Origin of the sequence: Allobosea sp. 2KB_26, assembly GCF_052115715.1 — a bacterium.
Classification (GTDB): domain Bacteria; phylum Pseudomonadota; class Alphaproteobacteria; order Rhizobiales; family Beijerinckiaceae; genus Allobosea.
The window spans coordinates 1-403 of record NZ_JBFRHE010000068.1 but is presented as its reverse complement, the minus strand read 5'-3'; the positions used below and the strand labels follow the sequence as shown (position 1 = coordinate 403).

Here is a 403-nt window from a genome sequence, read left to right as displayed (position 1 = left end):
AACTCGTTGTCCTTCTGTCTGAACATGAAGTGATAGGGCATGAAGTCGCTGGGATGGCTGAGGCCCGCCGCACCCGCGATTTCGCCGAGCGCGTGCATGGTGTTGCGATGAAAGCGCGCGACGCGGTCGCTCTTGTCACCGACATCTATGGCGCTCTGGCGGCGCTGGTCCTGTGTCGCGATACCGACTGGGCAGCGATTGGTGTGGCAAGACTGGGCCTGGATGCATCCGATCGCGAACATGAAGCCGCGCGCCGCGTTGCACCAGTCTGCCCCGAGCGCGAGCGTGCGGGCGATGTCGAAGGCTGACACAATCTTGCCAGCCGCCCCGATCCTGACCTGATCGCGGATGCCGGCGCCCCGCAGCGTGTTGTGGACGAAGGTCAGCCCTTCCAGCATCGGCA

The 403-nt window shown here is 64.3% G+C and carries 1 protein-coding gene; it reads right to left on the bottom strand.

The annotated features are described in order from the left end of the window. A partial coding sequence (locus tag AB4099_RS35255) for a glutamate synthase-related protein (RefSeq protein ID WP_441481513.1) occupies positions 1–403 on the bottom strand: 403 nt, incomplete at both ends.